12 protein-coding genes and 1 pseudogene are annotated in these 15,593 nt (G+C 64.8%); 3 read left to right on the plus strand and 10 right to left on the minus strand.

Annotated elements, in window-relative coordinates:
* Positions 1-11: 11 nt before the first annotated feature.
* From ACZ899_RS00845 to puuE, 5 genes are all read right to left on the minus strand, one after another.
* Positions 12-1,367 carry a nucleobase:cation symporter-2 family protein gene (locus ACZ899_RS00845; RefSeq protein ID WP_234560295.1) on the minus strand — a complete coding sequence of 452 codons (1,356 nt, stop codon included), beginning with the start codon at positions 1,365-1,367 and terminating at the stop codon, positions 12-14.
* A 179-nt stretch (positions 1,368-1,546) separates the two neighbouring features.
* Complete coding sequence (locus ACZ899_RS00850; protein WP_186715589.1) at positions 1,547-2,866, minus strand: urate hydroxylase PuuD; 1,320 nt, start codon at positions 2,864-2,866, stop codon at positions 1,547-1,549.
* Positions 2,867-2,911: 45 nt separating this feature from the next.
* A complete protein-coding gene (locus ACZ899_RS00855; RefSeq protein WP_050706598.1) occupies positions 2,912-3,415 on the minus strand; it encodes an ureidoglycolate lyase in 504 nt (167 codons plus the stop codon).
* A 47-nt stretch (positions 3,416-3,462) separates the two neighbouring features.
* A complete protein-coding gene (uraD, locus tag ACZ899_RS00860) occupies positions 3,463-3,978 on the minus strand; it encodes a 2-oxo-4-hydroxy-4-carboxy-5-ureidoimidazoline decarboxylase (protein WP_028692845.1) in 516 nt (171 codons plus the stop codon).
* Positions 3,978-4,904, minus strand: a complete 927-nt coding sequence (puuE, locus tag ACZ899_RS00865; protein WP_232856778.1) for an allantoinase PuuE — start codon at positions 4,902-4,904, stop codon at positions 3,978-3,980. The genes uraD and puuE overlap by 1 nt, the downstream gene beginning before the upstream one ends.
* 377 nt (positions 4,905-5,281) lie before the next feature.
* Here puuE and uraH point away from each other — a divergent pair, with 377 nt between their 5' ends.
* A complete protein-coding gene (uraH, locus tag ACZ899_RS00870; protein WP_028692847.1) occupies positions 5,282-5,635 on the plus strand; it encodes a hydroxyisourate hydrolase in 354 nt (117 codons plus the stop codon).
* A 330-nt stretch (positions 5,636-5,965) separates the two neighbouring features.
* Here uraH and ACZ899_RS00875 read toward each other — a convergent pair whose 3' ends face one another.
* Positions 5,966-7,315: an NCS2 family permease gene (locus tag ACZ899_RS00875; protein ID WP_203651739.1), complete on the minus strand. Its 1,350-nt coding sequence runs from the start codon at positions 7,313-7,315 to the stop codon at positions 5,966-5,968.
* A gap of 359 nt (positions 7,316-7,674) precedes the next feature.
* On the opposite strand from ACZ899_RS00875, the gene ACZ899_RS00880 reads away from it, so the two are divergent.
* Positions 7,675-8,430, plus strand: coding sequence for a GntR family transcriptional regulator (locus ACZ899_RS00880; protein WP_203651740.1), 756 nt, complete (start codon positions 7,675-7,677; stop codon positions 8,428-8,430).
* A gap of 227 nt (positions 8,431-8,657) precedes the next feature.
* Positions 8,658-9,356, plus strand: coding sequence for an aquaporin Z (gene aqpZ / locus ACZ899_RS00885; protein WP_203651742.1), 699 nt, complete (start codon positions 8,658-8,660; stop codon positions 9,354-9,356).
* Between the two features lie 47 nt (positions 9,357-9,403).
* On the opposite strand, the gene guaD is transcribed toward aqpZ, so the two are convergent.
* The 4 genes and pseudogenes from guaD to xdhA all read right to left on the minus strand — a co-directional run bounded on the left by guaD (position 9,404) and on the right by xdhA (position 15,562).
* Positions 9,404-10,708 carry a guanine deaminase gene (guaD, locus tag ACZ899_RS00890; protein WP_203651744.1) on the minus strand — a complete coding sequence of 435 codons (1,305 nt, stop codon included), beginning with the start codon at positions 10,706-10,708 and terminating at the stop codon, positions 9,404-9,406.
* Positions 10,709-10,718: 10 nt separating this feature from the next.
* A complete protein-coding gene (gene xdhC / locus ACZ899_RS00895; RefSeq protein WP_234560294.1) occupies positions 10,719-11,564 on the minus strand; it encodes a xanthine dehydrogenase accessory protein XdhC in 846 nt (281 codons plus the stop codon).
* A gap of 150 nt (positions 11,565-11,714) precedes the next feature.
* Positions 11,715-14,115 (minus strand): annotated as a pseudogene (xdhB, locus tag ACZ899_RS00900) (xanthine dehydrogenase molybdopterin binding subunit).
* Complete coding sequence (gene xdhA, locus ACZ899_RS00905; RefSeq protein WP_203651749.1) at positions 14,108-15,562, minus strand: xanthine dehydrogenase small subunit; 1,455 nt, start codon at positions 15,560-15,562, stop codon at positions 14,108-14,110. The pseudogene xdhB and the gene xdhA overlap by 8 nt, the downstream one beginning before the upstream one ends.
* Positions 15,563-15,593: the final 31 nt, after the last annotated feature.

Below are 15,593 nucleotides of genomic sequence, written 5' to 3' on the forward strand. Positions count from 1 at the left end.
GATAGGGGACTTCAGTGCTGATGACAGGCGTCGTTATGCGCGGCGCGGTCGGCGCCGCCGAGGATGTTGAACAGCAGGTTCAGCACCAGGGCGCTGAGGGTGGCCATGGCGATGCCACTGTGGGTGATGGGCTCCATCCACTGTGGCATCTGTGCGAAGAACTCCGGCCGCACCACCGGGATCAGGCCGAAGCCGACGCTGACCGCGACCAGCAGCTGGTTGCGCCGGTCGACGATGTCCGCTTCCTGGAGGATCTTGATCCCGGTGGCGGTGACCATGCCGAACATGGCGATGGACGCGCCGCCCAGTACCGCGGGCGGGATCGAGGCGATCAGGAAGGCCGCCTTGGGCAGCAGGCTGAGCAGGATCAGCAGCGCGCCGGCCATCACCGTGACGTAGCGGCAGCGAACCCCGGTCATCTGCACCAGGCCGATGTTCTGGGCGAACGAGGAGTGGGTGAAGGTGTTGAAGAAACCGGCGATGAACGACGCGCCGGCATCGCACAGCAGGCCGCGACGCAGCATGCCGGGCGTGACTTCGCGGTCGGTCACCTTGCCCAGGGCGAGGAACATCCCCGTGGACTCGACGAAGATGATCACCACCACCAGGCACATCGACAGGATCGGCGCCAGGCTGAAGGTCGGCATGCCGAAGTGCAGGGGGGTGACCACCTGCAGCCACGGCGCCTCGCTCAGGCCCGACAGGTCGACCATGCCGATGGAGCCGGCGAGCACGTAGCCCAGGCCCATGCCCACCAGTACCGACACATTGACCCAGAAACCGCGCATGAAGCGGTTGATCAGCAGGATCACCGCCAGCACCAGGCCGGCGACCATCAGGTAGATCGGCGCGCCGAAGGCTTGCGCCTCATGGCCGCCGCCGGCCCAGTTGACCGCCACCGGGAACAGCGACAGGCCGATGGAGGTGATGACCGTGCCGGTCACCAGCGGCGGGAAGAAACGCACGACCTTGGACATGAACGGCGCGATCAGCATGCCGAAGAAGCCGGCGGCGATGGTCGCGCCGAAGATCCCCTGCAGGCCGACGCCAGGCATGCCGGCCATGGCCACCATGCTGCCGACCGCGGCGAAGCTGGCGCCCATCATGACAGGCATGCGGATGCCCACGGGGCCGATACCGAAGGATTGGATGATGGTGGCAACGCCGGCGACCAGCAGGTCGGCGTTGATCAGGAAGGCGACTTCTTCGCGGGACAGGCCCGCCGCCTGGCCGATGATCAGCGGCACCGCGATGGCGCCCCCGTACATCAGCAGAACGTGTTGCAGACCCACCAGGATCAGCTGGAACAAGGGCAGGGGCTGTCGTGGCGGCGCAACAGGGATGTACGCCTTGGGTGACTCGGACATGCAGCACCTCGAGTTTTGTTTTTATTCTCGGATCCAAGCGGGCGGCTTCAGGCGGAAGATTCCCGCCTGAAGTCGAACGCTCGATGCTTGCTTGTTGCGTAAACCTTGAAACAGAGGCCGGGTCTGCCGGCCTCTTCGCGGCGCAAGGCCGCTCCTACAGTCTTTGCACGCCGTGTCGGTCAATTGACCTGCGCGCCTTTGGCGATCCAGTCGCCGACCAGCTTGCGTTCTTCAACGGTCATCTGGGTGATGTTGCCCAGCGGCATGATCTGGCTGGCGACGGCCTGCGCCTGGATGCGCGCGGCCTGAGCCTGGATCTGCTGCGGGGTGTCGAACATCACGCCGCCAGGGGCGGCGCTGAACAGCGGGCTGGTCGGCTTGGCCGAGTGGCACACAGTGCAGCGTTCCTGGATGACGGTGTGGATCTTGTCGAAGCTGCCGGTGGCCGCCTGGGCCGTGGCCTGGGCAGGCTCTGCGGCCGGTGCCTGGGCAGGCTTGGCGGCCTCCTCGGCGCGCAGCTCGGCGGCGGTCTTGCCACCCACGGCAGTGGCCGGCAACGGCTGGTACTCGACCTTGGCGGCGGCTTGTTCCGGGGCGGTCGGCAGCGGCTTGGGACCGGTCACGTAGGCCAGGCAGATCATCGCCAGGGCGCCGACGGGCAGGGTCCAGGCGTACTTGTTGCTGTCGTGGCGGGTGTTGAAGTAGTGACGGATCAGTACCGCGGCCACCGCGATCCCGGCCAGGATCAGCCAGTTGTACTGGCTGCCGTAGGTGCTCGGGAAGTGGTTGCTGATCATGATGAACAGCACCGGCAGGGTGAAGTAGTTGTTGTGACGCGAGCGCAGCAGGCCCTTGGCCGGCAGTACCGGGTCGGGGGTCTGGTTGTTCTCGATCGCCGCCACCAGCTGGCGCTGGGCCGGCATGATGATGCGGAACACGTTGCCGACCATGATGGTGCCGATGATCGCACCGGTGTGCAGGTAGGCGCCACGGCCGCTGAACACCAGGCTGAAGCCCCAGCAGGCGGCGATGATCAGCACGAACAGCACGCCGCCCAGCAGGGCCGGTTGCTTGCCCAGGGGCGAGTCGCACAGGAAGTCGTAGATGAACCAGCCGGCAACCAGCGAACCGATCCCGATGGCCACGCCTTCGGCACCGCTCAGGGTGCTGCCGGGCGCCAGCAGGTAGAGGCTCGGGTTCCAGTAGAACACCACGCACAGCAAGGCGATCCCGGACATCCAGGTGAAGTAGGCTTCCCATTTGAACCAGTGCAGGTTCTCGGGCATTTTCGGCGGCGCGAGCTTGTATTTCTCCAGGTGGTAGATACCACCACCGTGAATGGCCCAGAGGTCACCCGACAACCCATCGCGCGGGTTGCTTCGATTCAGGTGGTTCTCCAGCCAGACAAAGTAGAACGATGCACCGATCCAGGCCACGCCGGTGATCATGTGAACCCAGCGAATGCTCAGGTTCAGCCATTCGTGAAGGTGTGCTTCCACAGTATGTACCTCTCGCCAGTCACCCTATCGATGACCGACCCTTTCTTATTGGTGGGGATTGAGGATCAACATCTGTTCCTCGGGGAAGTAATGCTCATCGCAGTTGTTGCCGGAACCACTGCGATCAACCACCAGGAAGTCATCCCGCTTTTCGATCGTCAGCACCGGGTGGTGCCAGACGCCGCGATGGTAATTGACGCCCTGCCTGCCATTACTGCGGAAGGCACGGACCAAGCCTGATACAGGTGCATCGCCAACCGGCGCGACCACGATCAGAAAGGGGTTGCCGAGCAGCGGGATGAAAGCCTGGCTGCCCAGCGGATGGCGCTCCAGCATGCGGACGGTCAGCGGCATGTCCAGCGCGTCGGCGCGGAAGATGCTGATGATCGCCTTGTCCTCGGGCTCGGCGGTCTCGACCGTGGCGAGCTTGTGGAAGCGCATGGTCGAGCCATTGTTGATCATGAAGTGGTCGCTGCCGTCGGTTTCGATCACGTCACCGAAGGGGGCGAAGGCTTCTTTGCTCAGGGGCTCGATCATCAGGGTGCGCATGCGGGTCTCTCTTATATGTTCGTTGTACTGAAAAGTTCGGCTGTCGCTTACAGCTGCAGCAGGCGGAACAGGGCGATCAGGTTGATCTGCGCCAGGGCTTCCTTGAACTCGGCATCCTGGTCGTTGTGGATGCGTTTTTCGAAGGCGGCGAGGATCTGGTGCCGGTTGCTGCCCTTGACCGCCATGATGAACGGGAACTGGAACTTGGCCTTGTAGGCGTCGTTCAGCTCGGTGAACCGGGCGAACTCCTCGGCGGTGCACTGGTGGATGCCGGCGCCGGCCTGTTCATTGGTGCTCGATTCGGTCAGCTCGCCCTGGATGGCGGCCTTGCCGGCCAAGTCCGGGTGAGCGTTGATCAGGGCCAGTTGCTCTGCGTGGCTGGCGCTGAGCAGGATGTCGCTCATGCGCTGATGCAGCGCCTCGATCTCGTCCAGCTCGGCCAGCTGGCCCAGGTCGTAGGCTTTCTCGGCGACCCACGGCGAGTGCTCGTAGATGTCGGCGAAGGCGGCGACGAAGGCGGCGCGCTCGAGGGTGGAAGGCTTGAGGGTCTTGAAGGCGGTCATCAGGCGTTCTCTTTCTTGTACGGGTGGGTGGCGTGCCAGTGGCGGGCGATGTCCACGCGACGGGCGAACCAGACCTGCTCGTGGCTCTTGGCGTAGTCGACGAAGCGCTTGAGCGCGGCCAGGCGTGCCGGGCGGCCGACCAGGCGGCAGTGCAGGCCGATCGAGAGCATCTTCGGTGCCTCGGCGCCCTCGGCGTAGAGCACGTCGAAGGCGTCCTTCAGGTACTGGAAGAACTGCTCGCCGCAGTTGAAGCCCTGCACCTGGGTGAAGCGCATGTCGTTGGTGTCCAGGGTGTAGGGGATCACCAGGTGCGGCTTGTCGGTGGGGTTGTTCGGCTCCCAGTAGGGCAGGTCGTCGTCGTAGGTGTCGCTGTCGTAGAGGAAACCGCCTTCCTCCATCACCAGGCGCCGGGTGTTCGGGCCGGTGCGGCCGGTGTACCAGCCCACGGGGCGCTCGCCGGTAATCTCGGTGAGGATGCGGATGGCCTCGAGCATGTGCTCGCGCTCTTGCGCTTCATCCATGTACTGGTAGTCGATCCAGCGGTAGCCGTGGCTGCAGATCTCGTGGCCGGCCTCGGCCATGGCACGGATCACGTCGGGGTGGCGCTGGGCGGCCATGGCCACGGCGAAGATGGTCAGCGGCACGCCGCTGTCCTTGAACAGCTTGAGCAGGCGCCAGACGCCGGCGCGGCTGCCGTATTCGTAGAGCGACTCCATGCTCATGTTGCGCACGCCCTGCAACGGCTGGGCGGCGACCATTTCGGAAAGGAACGCTTCGGACTCCTTGTCGCCGTGCAGGATGTTGCGCTCGCCACCTTCTTCGTAGTTGAGCACGAAGGACAGCGCAATGCGGGCATTCCCCGGCCATTGCGGATGAGGTGGGTTGTTGCCGTAACCGATCAGGTCGCGTGGGTAGTCAGCGCTCACTGCAGTCTTCCTTCTTGTACGTTAATGCGGGTGGTGGGCGCGCCGCGTCGGGATGTCGCACCACCGGATGGGCTGATTGTATACAACTTCTGAAATCTTTTGTAAGCCTGTTTTTCCGCATTTCTTCCCATTTGTCGCGTAAGAATGACTTGCAAGAAACCTGCCTGATTGGTCAGGTAATGCCAAGGATGGCGGCATGGCGCGTGTCTTTGCGACTGGCGGCCTGTTCTGTGGAGGTTGCGCGGGAGGGGATAAAAAATTGTGTACAATTTATCGGTAAACTGTCTTAATGGCTTCATTCCCGCACGCCGCAGGCCTCGTGCCCGGTGATTGCCGTGTATTTTTTGCCCACGCATACGACAAGAGGCGACAAGCAAATGGGACGTTTGACCACACATGTACTGGACGCCGCGCATGGCTGCCCGGGCAGCTCGATCAAGGTCGAGCTGTACCGCGTCGAAGGCCAGCAGCTGGAGCTGGTGAACACCGCACTGACCAACAGCGACGGCCGCGTCGATGCGCCGCTGCTGCAGGGTGACGATTACCGCACCGGCGTCTATCAACTGCAGTTCAGCGCCGGTGACTACTACCGCGCCAAGGGCGTGAAGCTGCCGGACACCGCGTTTCTCGACGTGGTCGTGTTGCGCTTTGGTATCGACGAGCAGCAGGAGCACTACCACGTGCCGCTGCTGATCTCGCCGTACAGCTATTCGACCTATCGTGGAAGCTAGTTGGTCGCTAGAAGAATCTTCGTAGGTCCTTGGCCCGCTCTCACACTGGCGGGCTTTTTTTCGTCTGTTGTTTTTGCAGTTGTCAATCTGCCCTTCGGGTGCGGCGTACCCTGTAGGAGCGGCCTTGCCGAGGCGTCGGACCGGTCGGAAAGGGCCGCGCAGCGGCCCCAGGATCTCGGCATCATGCAACATTGCCGGGGCTGCTACGCAGCCCTTTCCGACCGGTCCGACGCCTCGGCAAGGCCGCTCCTACAGGGGATGTGTGGAAGCAGGCATGCCGAGCAGGCAAAAAGAAAGGGCGCCGAGGCGCCCTTGGTTGTTGCAGCCGGGTCAGAGGAATACAAACTTGGCAATGAAGATCAGGCACAGCACCCACAGGCTCGCCGAGATCTCCTTGTACTTGCCAGTCCCGGCCTTGAGTGCCACGTAGCTGATAAAACCCAGGGCAATGCCGTCCGCCACCGAGAAGGTCAGCGGCATCATGATCACCGTGACGATCGCCGGAATGCTGTCGGTGGCTTCGTCCCATTCGATATGCGCCATGCTGCCCATCATCAGCATCGCCACGTAGATCAACGCGCCGGCGGTGGCATAGGCCGGAATCATCCCGGCCAGCGGGGCGAAGAACATCGCGGCAATGAACAGCACGCCGACCACCACGGCCGTCAGGCCGGTACGCCCACCCGCCGCCACACCCGCGGCACTTTCCACATAGCTGGTCACTGGCGGCACGCCGACCACCGCGCCGAACACGCTGGAGGTACTGTCGGCCTTCAGCGCCCGCGACAGGTTCTCGATGCGCCCGTCCGGCGCCACCAGGTTGGCACGCTGGGCCACGCCCATCAGCGTGCCGGCGGTGTCGAACATGTGCACGAACAGGAACGCCAGCACCACGCTGATCATGCTGACGTTGAACACCCCGGCCACGTCCATGGCCATCCAGGTCGGCGCCAGGCTCGGCGGCATCGACATCACCCCGCCGAACTTGACCAGGCCCAGGCCCCAGCCGGCCAGGGTGACGCCGATGATGCTGATCAGGATCGCGCCGAACACCCGCTTGTAGCTGAGGATAGCGATCGACAGGAAGCACACGGCCGCCAGCAGCGGGCCGGGCTCATGCAGCGAGCCCAGCTTGACCAGGGTGGCCGGGCTGTCGACGATGATGCCGGCGGTCTTCAGGCCGATCAGCCCGAGAAACAATCCGACGCCGGCCCCCATGGCATGGCGCAGGCTTACCGGGATGCTGTTGAGCAGCCACTCGCGCACCCGCGAAACGGTCAGGAACATGAACAGCACGCCCGAGACGAATACCGCCCCCAGCGCCGTTTCCCAGTTGTAGCCCATGGTGCCGACCACGGTGTAGGTGAAGAAGGCATTGAGGCCCATGCCCGGCGCCAGGCCCACCGGCCAGTTGGCGTACAGACCCATCAGCAGGCAGCCGAGGGCGGCGGCGATGCAGGTGGCGACGAATGCCGCACCGTGGTCGATGCCGGCGTCGGCCATGATGTTGGGGTTGACGAAGATGATGTAGGCCATGGTGATAAAGGTGGTCACCCCGGCGATCAGTTCGGTCCTGACGGTAGTGCCATGTCGCTTGAGTTTGAAAATCCGCTCCAGCCAGCCCGTTTCGAGCGGTGGGGCGAGATCCAGCGTAGGTGCTTCGGATTTGCGGCTTTCCACAGCGAGTACTCCTCAAGTCTTTCTTGTTGTTCGAAGCCTGGTCCTGAGCTGATGCACTTGGGGGCTTCGCGAGGGAGGGTGTGGCAGACGTCCGACCATTTTGTTGACTTCTGGGTCAGGAAGTTGCTCGCAGGATTATGCTTTTGTGTACAAATAAAGCAAATAATGTTTTATCTTTTGTGCGTACAAACGGTCGTACAACGGCTATATAGGTAAAAGGCCACCTGCAGAATCGGGTCAGCCTGTGTACAATGGCGCCATACCTTGGCCCTTCATCTTCATTTCCGGACTTGCCATCCCCCCGTCGACAGGCAGTACAGTCACGGTCCGACTGGCAGATCCCCTGTGCTCGAGCGCCCATGAACGAACAGCTGCAACCTCTGAAAAAACCTGTGCGCACTGGCAAGGCCGGCCGCAGCGGTACCCAGGACGACATCGTCTACGCGCACATCTTCGAGGCGATCCTCGAGCAGCGCCTGGCTCCGGGGACCAAGTTGAGCGAGGAAGCACTGGGCGAGATCTTCGGCGTCAGCCGCACCATCATCCGCCGCGCGCTGTCGCGCCTGGCCCACGAAAGCGTGGTGCTGCTGCGGCCCAACCGCGGCGCGGTGGTGGCCAGCCCGACGGTGGAAGAGGCGCGCCAGGTGTTCTTCTCCCGGCGCATGGTCGAGCGCGCCATCACCGAACTGGCCGTGCAGCACGCTACCGTCGAGCAGCTCAACGAACTGCGCCAGATGGTCCGCGAGGAGCGCGACAGCTTCTCCCGTGGTGACCGTGGCGCCGGCATCCGCCTGTCCGGCGAGTTCCACCTCAAGCTGGCCGAGGCGGCGGGCAACGCGCCGCTGGTGAGCTTCCAGCGCAGCCTGGTGTCGCAGACCTCGCTGATCATTGCCCAGTACGAGAGCGGCAACCGCTCGCACTGCTCGTACGACGAGCACATGCAACTGATCGACGCCATCGAGGCGCGTGACGCCGAACAGGCGGTGAGCCTGATGATGCACCACATGGACCATATCGACAGCAAGCTCAACCTCGATGAGGAGAGCGCCTCGGACGATCTGCACGCGGTGTTCTCGCACCTGCTGAAAAAGCCCAAGGCCACCGCCAAGGGTTGAACGTTTGCCTGCCTGACTCAGGGCCCTTTCGCGGGCAAACCCGCTCCCACAGGAAATGCGTTGCCATCAAGCAGGGCATTGTCCCTGTGGGAGCGGGTCTACCCGCGAAAAGGGCCTTGGTCGTTTCTGGCCACTTGTCAAAGCTCTGCTAGATTTCTCCTCAGCAAACCTTCATCAAGCAGTTGGGCTTGCGCAGTCGTTGCGTCCAATTACTTGAGGAATGCTCCATGAGTTCGTCCCTGGGTGTACGCATGGGTGCCGAGTTGGTCGGCACGTTCTGGTTGGTCCTTGGCGGGTGTGGCAGCGCGGTGCTGGCGGCCAGCTCCCCGGTCGGCATCGGGGTCCTCGGTGTCGCCTTCGCCTTTGGCCTGACGGTCCTGACCATGGCCTTCGCCATCGGTCATATCTCCGGTTGTCACCTCAACCCCGCCGTGTCGTTCGGCTTGGTGGTGGGCGGGCGCTTCCCGGCCAAGGAATTGCTGCCCTATGTGATCGCCCAGGTGATCGGCGCGATCCTCGCCGCGGCGGTGATCTACTTCATCGCCAGCGGCAAGGCCGGTTTCGAGCTGGCCAACGGCTTGGCCTCGAACGGCTACGGCGAGCACTCGCCCGGTGGCTACAGCTTGGCGGCAGGCTTCACCAGCGAAGTGGTGATGACCGCGATGTTCCTGGTGATCATCATGGGCGCCACGGATGCCCGGGCGCCGGCGGGGTTCGCGCCGATCGCCATCGGCCTGGCGCTGACCCTGATCCACCTGATCTCGATCCCGGTGACCAACACCTCGGTGAACCCGGCGCGCAGCACGGGGCCGGCGTTGTTCGTCGGTGGCTGGGCCGTGCAGCAGCTGTGGCTGTTCTGGCTGGCACCGCTGATCGGCGCGGCGATCGGCGGGGCTTTGTACCGCGGGTTGGCGAAGCAGCCCTAGCTGCCTATCGCGGGGCAAGCCCGCTCCCACGGAGCCCCGCGATCTTGTCAGCGCTGGTGTACGCAGCGCCCGGCGGCGTAGGTTTCGCGCACGGTGCGGTCGTCGCCCAGGGTGGTGAGCACGAACAGGGTCTCCTCGATGTTCTTCGACTGCTGCAGGCGGTAATCCAGCAGCGGGGTGGCCTTGTAGTCGAGCACCACGAAGTCGGCGTCATTGCCCGGGCGCAGGCTGCCGATGCGGTCGTCCAGGCGCAGGGCGCGGGCGCCGCCGAGGGTGGCCAGGTACAGCGACTTGTAAGGGTGCAGGCGTGCGCCTTGCAGCTGCATCACCTTGTACGCCTCGTTCAGGGTGTTGAGCAGCGAGAAGCTGGTGCCCGCGCCGACGTCGGTGCCCAGGCCCACATTGACCTTGAAGCGCTCGGCCTGAGGCAGGTTGAACAGGCCGCTGCCGAGGAACAGGTTGGAGGTCGGGCAGAAGGCGATGGCCGAGCCGGTCTCGGCCAGGCGCTGGCATTCGTCGTCGCACAGGTGCACGCCGTGGGCGAACACCGAGCGCTCGCCGAGCAGCTCGAAGTGGTCGTAGACGTCCAGGTAGCCTTTCTGCTCGGGGAACAGCGACTTGACCCAGTCGATTTCCTTGAGGTTCTCCGACAGGTGGGTATGCATGTACACGCCCGGGTGCTCCTTGAGCAACTGGCCGGCCACGCTCAATTGCTCCGGCGTGCTGGTCGGCGCGAAGCGCGGGGTGACCGCGTAGTGCAGGCGGCCCTTGCCGTGCCAGCGCTCGATCAGCGCCTTGCTGTCGCGGTAGCTGGATTCGGCGGTGTCGGTCAGGTAGTCGGGGGCGTTGCGGTCCATCATCACCTTGCCGGCGATCATGCGCAGGTCGAGGCGCTCGGCCTCCTCGAACAGGGCGTTGACCGACTCCGGATGCACGCTGCCGAACACCAGGGCAGTGGTGGTGCCGTTGCGCAGCAGTTCCTTGAGGAAGATCTTCGCCACCTGGTCGGCGTGGCCCTTGTCGGCAAACTGCTTCTCACAGGGGAAGGTGTAGGTGTTCAGCCAGTCCAGCAGTTGCTCGCCGTAGGAGCCGATCATGCCGGTCTGCGGGAAGTGGATGTGGGTGTCGATGAAGCCCGGGGTGATCAGGGCGTCCTGGTAATGCTGCACCGGGATGTCGGCGTCAAGGGTCGGCAGCAGCTCGCTGGCATGGCCCAGGGCGCTGATGCGGCCGTTGTCGACCACCAGCAGGCCGTCTTCATAGTATTCGCAGGACGCCTCAAGGCCGACCTCGGCGGGGTCGGCGATGCTGTGCAGGATGGCGGCTCGGTAGGCTTTGCGGGTTGCGCTCATGGGGCTCTCGTCAAAGGGTCTGGCTGCGTCGCGAGGACGGCAGCAACTGGGCGATGGGGCCTGAATTGGCGGCAGCGTCGTGCTGGCCGAAGCAGGCGTTGTAGGTGGCAATGATCTCGGCGGCGATGGACACGGCGATCTCGATCGGCAGCTTGCCCTTGACCTCGGCCAGGCCCATCGGGCAGCGCATCCGCGCCATTAGCGTGTCGTCGAAACCGCGCTCGCGCAGACGGTGCTCGAACTTGACCCGCTTGGTCTTCGAGCCGATCAGGCCGAACCAGGTGAAATCGTTGCGCTTGAGGATCGCGGCGGTCAGTTCCAGATCCAGCTGGTGGTTGTGGGTCATGACGATGCAGTAGCTGCCGGCGGGCAGGTCGGCGACTTCGTCGACCGGCTCTTCGCTGACGATCTTGCTCACCCCGTTGGGGATGGCGTCGGGGAACTCCTGCTCGCGCGAGTCGATCCAGCGCACCCGACAGGGCAGCGCGGCGAGCAAGGGTACCAGAGCGCGCCCGACATGGCCCGCGCCGAACACGGCGATCTCGGCCTGCACGCCGGTCATCGGCTCGAACAGCAGCACGGTGGCGCCGCCGCAGCACTGGCCGAGGCTGGCGCCGAGGCTGAAGCGCTCCAGGTGCGGGGTGCTGCGGTGTTCCTCAAGCATCTGCCGGGCGATGTGCAGGGCCTTGAACTCCAGGTGGCCGCCGCCGATGGTGTCGTACAGAGCGCTGGCGCTGACCACCATTTTCGAGCCGGCGTTGCGCGGCGTGGAGCCGCGTTCCTCGATGATGGTCACCAGGACGCAGGGTTCGCCGCGGGCTTGATGGTCGGCGAGGGCGTTGATCCATTGGTGCATGTCTTCAATCCTCCTCGTGCCCTTGTAGGAGCGGCCTTGTGTCGCGAAAGGGCTGCGCAGCAGCCCACAAATCTTCATTGCGGCACAGATCCAGGGGCCGCTGCGCGACCCTTTCGCGGCGCAAGGCCGCTCCTACAGAGGGGCGCGCTGTCAGTGCGTCACCGGTTCCAGTTCCTGTTCCACAGGCTGCTGCGCAGCCACCGCCTTGCGCATCTGCTCGCACCCCCACAACACCCGCTCCGGCGTCGACGGCGCGTCGATCTCGGGCTGCACACGGTAGTCGGCGATGCTCGCCACTGCGTCCTTGATCGCGCACCAGGCGGCGATACCGAGCATGAACGGCGGCTCGCCCACGGCCTTGGAATGGAACACCGTGTCCTCGGGGTTCTTGCGGTTTTCGACCAGCTTCACACGCATGTCGATCGGCATGTCGGCCACCGCCGGGATCTTGTAGCTGGCCGGGCCGTTGGTCATCAGCTTGCCCTTGGCATTCCACACCAGCTCCTCGGTGGTCAGCCAGCCCATGCCCTGGACGAAGCCGCCCTCGACCTGGCCAATGTCGATGGCCGGGTTCAGCGAGTCGCCGACGTCGTGCAGGATGTCGGCGCGCAGCATCTTGTACTCGCCGGTCAGGGTGTCGACGATCACCTCCACGCACGCCGCGCCGAAGGCGAAGTAGTAGAACGGCCGGCCACGGGCCTGGGAGCGGTCGTAGAAGATCTTCGGCGTGCGGTAGAAACCGGTGGTCGACAGCGACACCTGGGCGAAGTAGGCCTGCTGCACCAGTTGCTCGAAGCTGACGATCTGGTCGCGCACGCGCACATGGCCGTTGCGGAACTCGACGTCCTCCTCGGTGACGTTGTAGTGCCCGGGCGGCGAACTCGGTCAGGCGCTTCTTGAGGATCTCGGCGGCGTTCTGCGCTGCCTTGCCATTCAGGTCGGCGCCGCTGGAGGCCGCGGTCGGCGAAGTGTTGGGCACCTTGTCGGTGTTGGTGGCGGTGATCTGGATGCGGTCGAAGTCGACCTGGAACACCTGGGCCACCACCTGCGCAACCTTGGTGTTCAGGCCCTGGCCCATCTCGGTGCCGCCGTGGTTGAGGTGGATGCTGCCGTCGGTGTAGATGTGGATCAAGGCACCTGCCTGGTTGAGGAAGGTGGCGGTGAACGAGATACCGAACTTCACCGGGGTCAGCGCCAGGCCCTTTTTCAGTACCGGACTGTTGGCGTTGAAGCGGCGGATTGATTCGCGGCGCTCATGGTAATCGCTGCTCGCCTCGATCTCGGCGGTCATATCCTCGAGCATGTTGTGCTCGACGGTCTGGTAGTAGTGGGTGACGTTGCGCTCGGTCTTGCCGTAGTAGTTGGCCTTGCGCACCGCCAGCGGGTCCAGCGCCAGGTGGCGGGCGATATGGTCCATCACCTGCTCGATGGCGACCATGCCTTGCGGGCCACCGAAGCCGCGGTAGGCGGTGTTGGAGGCGGTGTTGGTCTTGCAGCGGTGGCCGTGCACCGTGGCGTCGCCCAGGTAGTAAGCGTTGTCGGAGTGGAACATGGCGCGGTCGACGATCGAGCCGGAAAGGTCGGGCGAGTAGCCGCAGTTGCCGGCCAGGTCGAAGTTGATGCCGTGCAGGCGGCCGCTGTCGTCGAAGCCGACGTCGTACTCGACGTAGAACGGATGGCGCTTGCCGGTCATCATCATGTCTTCGACGCGGGGCAGGCGCATCTTGGTCGGCTGGCCGGTCAGGCGCGCGATCACCGCGCACAGGCAGGCGGGGCTTGCGGCCTGGGTTTCCTTGCCGCCGAAGCCACCACCCATGCGGCGCATGTCGACGACGATCTTGTGCATCGGCACGTCGAGCACCTCGGCGACCAGCTTCTGCACCTCGGTGGGGTTCTGCGTGGAGCAGTAGACGATCATGCCGCCGTCTTCGCTGGGCATCACCGAGCTGATCTGGGTCTCCAGGTAGAAATGCTCCTGGCCGCCGATGTGCAGGCTGCCCTGGATGCGGTGCGGGGCGCTGGCCAGGGCCGTGTCCGAATCACCGCGCTTGTGGGTGTGGCTGTCGAGCACGAAGTGCTTCTTGCGCAGCGCCTCGACCACGTCGAGCACCGGTTCCAGGTCTTCGTACTCGACGATCGCCGCCATCGCCGCGCGGCGCGCGGTGTCCAGGTCGCGGGCGGCCACGGCGAGCACCGGCTGGCCGAAGAACTCGACCTTGTCGATGGCCAGCAGCGGGTCGCCGGCCACCACCGGACCGATATCCTTGAGCCCCGGGATGTCCTCGTGGGTGATGGCGATGCGCACGCCTTCGAACTGATAGCAGGGCGTGGTGTCGATGCGCAGGATGCGCGCATGGGCGCGGTCCGCGGTGCGCGCATAGACGTGCAGCTGGTTGGGGAATTCCAGGCGGTCGTCGATGTACACCGCCTCGCCCGCCACGTGCTTGTCGGCGCTGTCGTGCTTGAGGCTGCGGCCGACCCCGGTGGTCAGGTCCTGGCTGAACAATGCGGCCATCTCGGCCTGGCTCTTGACGGCGTGATGATTAGACATAGGCGGTCACCCGGGTTTCGATGTGCGGCGTTTGCAGTTCGATGAAGTACTTGCGCAGCAGGTTCTGCGCGGTCAGCAGGCGGTACTCGCGGCTGGCGCGGAAGTCGCTGAGCGGGGTGAAGTCCTCGGCCAGGGCCTGGCAGGCACGCTCGATGTTGGCCTGGTTCCACGGCTTGCCGCGCAACGCGGCTTCGCAGGCGCGGGCGCGTTTCGGAATCGCTGCCATGCCGCCGAAGGCGATGCGCACGCCGCTGACCACGCCGTTCTCGATGCTCAGGTTGAACGCCGCGCACACGGCGGAGATGTCGTCGTCCAGGCGCTTGGACACCTTGTAGGCGCGGAACGCCCAGTCATTGCTGGCGCGCGGCACGATGATCTTCTCGATGAACTCGCTGTCCTGGCGCGCGGTGATGCGGTAGTCGATGAAGTAGTCTTCCAGGGCCAGGGTGCGCTGGCGCTCGCCCTGACGCAGGACGATCTGCGCGTCGAGGGCGATCAGCAGGGGCGGCGAGTCGCCGATCGGCGAGGCGTTGCCGATGTTGCCGCCCAGGGTGCCCTGGTTGCGGATCTGCAGCGAGGCGAAGCGGTGCAGCAGGTCGCCGAAGTCGGGGTATTCCTCGTTGAGCGCGGTGTAGCAGTCGGTCAGCGGGGTGGCGGCGCCGATCTCCAGGTGGGTGGCGGTCTTGTCGATGCGCTTGAGCTCGGCGACATGGCCGACGTAGATCATCACCGGCAGGGTGCGGTGGAACTGGGTGACCTCCAGCGCCAGGTCGGTGCCGCCGGCCAGCAGGCGCGCCTCGGGGTGCGAGCTGTACAGGTCGGCCAGGTCGGCCACGGTCAGCGGCACCAGGCAGCGCTTGTCGCCGCTGTTGAGTTCGCCGGTCTGTTGCGGGGCGATGGCCTTGAGGCGGGCGATGGTCTGCGCCTGCTGGGCGTCGAACTGGTCGCGGCAGGGGCGGGCGCAGCTCTGCTCGGCGGCTTCGAGGATCGGCCGGTAGCCGGTGCAGCGGCACAGGTTGCCGGCCAGGGCCTCCTGGGCCTGGTGCAGGTCGTGGCCCTCGCTGTTCTTCTGCAGGGCGAACAGCGACATGACGAAACCGGGGGTGCAGAAGCCGCACTGCGAACCATGGCAGTCGGCCATGGCTTTCTGCACGCTGTGCAGTTCGCCCTGGTGCTTGAGGCCCTCGACGCTGATCAGCTGCTTGCCGTGCAGGGAGGACACGAACGTCAGGCACGAGTTGAGGCTGCGGTAGCGGATGGCGTCGCCGCCCTGGTCGTTCTGGACGAGTTCGCCGACGACCACGGTGCAGGCGCCGCAGTCGCCGCTGGCGCAACCTTCCTTGGTGCCGGGTTTGCCCAGGTGCTCGCGCAGGTATTGCAGCACCGTCATGTTCGGGTCCAGGGCGTGCTCGTTGCGCAGCTCCTGGTTGACGAGAAACTGGATCACGGGGGAGGGCCTCGCAATGGTTTTATTGTTG

It is taken from the genome of Pseudomonas sp. TE31087 (assembly GCF_057284075.1).

Bases quoted from the DNA above. Each gene is read 5' to 3' on its own strand.
- ACZ899_RS00845 (WP_234560295.1), bottom strand. From the start codon at position 1,367: ATGTCCGAGTCACCCAAGGCGTACATCCCTGTTGCGCCGCCACGACAG.
- ACZ899_RS00855 (WP_050706598.1), bottom strand. From the start codon at position 3,415: ATGCGCACCCTGATGATCGAGCCCCTGAGCAAAGAAGCCTTCGCCCCC.
- uraD (WP_028692845.1), bottom strand. From the start codon at position 3,978: ATGACCGCCTTCAAGACCCTCAAGCCTTCCACCCTCGAGCGCGCCGCC.
- uraH (WP_028692847.1), top strand. From the start codon at position 5,282: ATGGGACGTTTGACCACACATGTACTGGACGCCGCGCATGGCTGCCCG.
- ACZ899_RS00880 (WP_203651740.1), top strand. From the start codon at position 7,675: ATGAACGAACAGCTGCAACCTCTGAAAAAACCTGTGCGCACTGGCAAG.
- aqpZ (WP_203651742.1), top strand. From the start codon at position 8,658: ATGAGTTCGTCCCTGGGTGTACGCATGGGTGCCGAGTTGGTCGGCACG.
- guaD (WP_203651744.1), bottom strand. From the start codon at position 10,708: ATGAGCGCAACCCGCAAAGCCTACCGAGCCGCCATCCTGCACAGCATC.
- xdhC (WP_234560294.1), bottom strand. From the start codon at position 11,564: ATGCACCAATGGATCAACGCCCTCGCCGACCATCAAGCCCGCGGCGAA.